The sequence below is a fragment of the Streptomyces sp. NPDC057654 genome, from assembly GCF_042800135.1.
In the GTDB taxonomy this organism is placed as follows: domain Bacteria; phylum Actinomycetota; class Actinomycetes; order Streptomycetales; family Streptomycetaceae; genus Streptomyces.
The window spans coordinates 1-3,604 of record NZ_JBHVHQ010000868.1 but is presented as its reverse complement, the minus strand read 5'-3'; the positions used below and the strand labels follow the sequence as shown (position 1 = coordinate 3,604).

Here is a 3,604-nt window from a genome sequence, read left to right as displayed (position 1 = left end):
GCGCGGGCCCGCCGCTGGTACGGGCTGAGGCAGGCGACGGCCCAGCCGGGCGCCGGGGGCTGCACGGCCGGGGGCGTCGCCGGTGGCGGTGGTACCGGCAGCGATGTCGGCGGGGCCGGCAGTGACAGCGGGGTCTATCGGGCTGGTGGGGCCGGCAGGCGTCAGAGAGGTGCAGCGGGCGGCGGGACGCGGGGCGGCCGAGCGGTGGCAGCGGGTGCGCGGACGCATGTGCCGCGCCCCGCTGGGCAGCCCTCGCGCACGGCGTCGCGGCCGATGGTCGAGCAGGCCGTACGGACCTTGGTGCACGGGGCCGCCGAGGGGCTGCCCGTTCCCTGGGCGCAGGCCGTGCGCGAGGCGGCCGGGCGCGGCGCCGAGGGGCTGGCGGAGGCGCTGGACGAGGTGGGGGCGGCCCGCCACGTCAAGGGCGCCGAGGACGCCGTGAGAGGGGACAACGCCAAGGGCGACGGGAGCGGCAAGAGCGGTGTGGCGGTGCGTACGGGCCGGGGGGCGGCCGATGTGGCGGCGGGGCCGTGCGTACGGCCGAAGTGGTGGACGGCGGCGGCCGCCGGGCAATGGGGGCTGTTCGGCCTTCACGTGGCCGGTCTGCTCTGGCTGATCGGCGCGGTCGTCGGCTGGATCGGCGGCGAATGGTGGGTGCCCGCGCTGGTTCTGACGGGTGGTGGGCTCGGCGGGCCCTTGCTGGCGGCCGGCTGCCGGGTCGCGGCGCGGGGCCCGGCGCGGGGGCACGGGCTGGACGCCGAACGGCGCTTGCGGAACGCGGCCGCCGGGTGCGGGCGGGCGCGGGTGCTGGAGCCGGTCGCCGCCGAGCTGCTGCGCTACCGGGAGGTGCGGGAGCAGTACGTCATCGCGGCGGGGCCGGGAACGGCTGTGGGCGGCGTGTGAGGCCGAGCCCTCCCGCGGGCTCGTGCGGTCCGTACCCCCGTCGCCCCGTACCCCTATCGCCTCGTACCTCTATCGCCTCGTACCTCTATTGCCTTCATCGCCTTCATCGCCCTCGCCGCCCTCGCCGCCCTCGCCGCCCTCGTCGTCCTCGCCGTCCTCCGCAATCCTGTGGCCTTTGTTGTGCGTGAGGCCCCTGTAGCCCTTGTGAGTGAGCGAGTTGCTCACATTCCGACTCTCCGTCCACAGGCCCCAGCGGGATATCGAGAGTGCGGGCAGCATGAATGCACGGGATGCGGGGAGCGAACGGGGGCGGTCGGGATGAACGAAGCATTGGTGACGGTCGTGGGGAATGTGGCCACGGCGCCGGACTTCAAGCAGGCGGCGACGGGGGCGGCGGTGTCGCGGTTCCGGCTGGCTTCCACGGTGCGCCGCTTCGACCGGGGGCGCGGCGAGTGGGTCGACGGTTCCACGAGTTTCTACACGGTGTGGGCGTGGCGGTCGCTCGCGTCGAATGTGGTGGCGTCGGTTTCGGTGGGGGAACCGGTCGTCGTGCAGGGGAAGTTGCGTATCCAGCAAGGTGAGCGCGATGGCAAGCGATGGTTTTCGGCGGACATCGATGCCGTGGCCATCGGACACGATCTCGCGCGCGGTACATCGGCGTTCCGGCGAGTAGTTCCCGCCAAACCATTGCGAGTTGAACGAAATGGACTTCCGGGCGAGAGGGAGTCGACAGTTCCGGTCGCGGGCGGAGGTGCGACCGCGACCATGATCACTGACGCCTCATCAGGGGCGATGCCGGGGGTGATGTCGGGAGCGATGTCAGGAGTGATGTCGGGAGCAATGCCTGGAGCGATTCCGGGTGAGATGCCGGAAATGGCCGTGCATGTGAATGACCCCAATTGGTCGCCAGGGCCCCCTGTGGTGGATGTAGCGGCCGGGTCAACATCCGTCTGAAATGGGGGATTTGCCCGGTGGATTTGTCGATAATCCCAGGTCACGGGGGTCTTCGCTGATAACGATTCCGATTCGGATCGGTTATCCGAAGGTATGAGTGGGGACCGCGGTGTGCTCTATCCCTAGGATTCCGTTTCGTACCAACGGGGGCTCCTGAGTTTTGAGTTCGCTGGCGATGCGCGACCAATTGATCTGCGCTCGCCCGGAGGGGAAATCCATGATTTCTGTAAAAAGGCGGGTGCCCGCCCGTCTTGCTGCCGCGACCCTGGCGTCCGGCCTGGTCGCGGCGGGTGCGATGGCCGCGGCCGGTCCGGCCGCCGCGGACGAGGTGCCCCAGAACCAGGGCGGCGGTGCCACCGCCACGCTCGGCGGTCTGACGACCTCCGGCAAGGCGGTCGTGCATGAGAAGGGCAAGAAGAGCTACGGCGTCGAGGCCGGCCTCTTCCGTATGAAGGTGAGCGAAGGCGGCGACATCCAGTCGTACTGCATCGACATCCACAACCCGACGCAGGACGGAGCGCAGTACAAGGAGACCGACTGGGAGCAGTCCTCGCTCCACAACAACCCCGACGCGGGCAAGATCCTCTGGATCCTTGAGCACTCCTACCCGCACGTGAACGACCTCGCCAAGCTGGCCAAGACCGCCGGTGTGGACTCGCTCACCGAGGACCAGGCCGCCGCCGGCACCCAGGTGGCCATCTGGCGCTACTCGGACCACGTGAAGGTCGACGCGAAGAACAAGAGCGCCGAGAAGCTGGCGGACTACCTCACCACGAGCGCCGAGAAGGTCGAGGAGCCCAAGGCATCCCTGACCCTCACGCCGAACGCGGTCTCCGGCAAGTCGGGCCAGAAGCTCGGCCCGATCACGGTGCACACCAACGCGAAGAGCGTGACGGTCGCCCCGGCGGGCGACGCCGCCACCAAGGGCGTCAAGGTCGTCGACAAGACCGGCAAGCCCCTCACCAACGCGGTCAACGGCAGCCAGCTGTTCTTCGACGTACCGGCGGGTGCGGCCGACGGCGCCACCTCGCTGACCGCCTCGGCCACCACCCAGGTGCCGATCGGGCGGGCCTTCACCGGCATCGGCAAGTACGCCAAGAGCCAGACCCAGATCCTGGCCGGTTCCACCGCGAGCAACGTCACCGCTCCGGCCACCGCCAACTGGGCGAAGAAGGGCGCCATACCGGCGGTCTCCGCCAAGAAGGACTGCGTCAAGGGCGGCGTGAACGTCACGGCGACCAACAAGGGCGACGAGGCGTTCACCTTCACCCTGGAGGGCAAGAAGGTCACCGTTCAGCCCGGCAAGTCCGAGACCACCTTCGTGAAGGTGGCCGAGGACCAGGCGTACAAGTTCACGATCAACGGTCCGAACGGCTTCTCCAAGACGTTCTCCGGCGTCCTGGACTGCCAGACCGCGGGCACCGGGTCGACCGGCGGCGGCACGCACACCCCCGCCCCGTCCTCGCACCCGAGCCCGGCGTCGGCCGGCGGTTCGACCGGTTCCGGTTCGACCACCGGTTCCGGCTCCAGCTCCACCGGCGGCGGTGACCTGGCCGAGACCGGCAGCAGCAGCGCCACCCCGGTGATCGCGAGCGTCGCGGTCGGCCTGGTCGTGGTCGGCGGCGGAGCGGTCTTCCTCCTCCGCAAGAAGAAGGCGGGCGCGGCCGGCCAGTGAGCCGAGCGTGACCCTCTGAATGCGGCTGAACACAGCTGAACACCGCTGAAGACCGCGGCCCCGGAGCACGAA

At 70.0% G+C, this 3,604-nt stretch carries 3 protein-coding genes; all 3 read left to right on the top strand.

What is annotated here, in order from left to right:
• Positions 1–228 precede the first annotated feature (228 nt).
• The 3 genes from ACFU99_RS37445 (at position 229) to ACFU99_RS37435 (ending at position 3,532) form a co-directional block, all read left to right on the top strand.
• Positions 229–903, top strand: coding sequence for a hypothetical protein (locus tag ACFU99_RS37445; protein WP_384401275.1), 675 nt, complete (start codon positions 229–231; stop codon positions 901–903).
• Between the two features lie 318 nt (positions 904–1,221).
• Positions 1,222–1,857, top strand: coding sequence for a single-stranded DNA-binding protein (locus tag ACFU99_RS37440; RefSeq protein WP_384401272.1), 636 nt, complete (start codon positions 1,222–1,224; stop codon positions 1,855–1,857).
• A 217-nt stretch (positions 1,858–2,074) separates the two neighbouring features.
• Positions 2,075–3,532: a Cys-Gln thioester bond-forming surface protein gene (locus ACFU99_RS37435; protein WP_384401269.1), complete on the top strand. Its 1,458-nt coding sequence runs from the start codon at positions 2,075–2,077 to the stop codon at positions 3,530–3,532.
• Positions 3,533–3,604 lie beyond the last annotated feature (72 nt).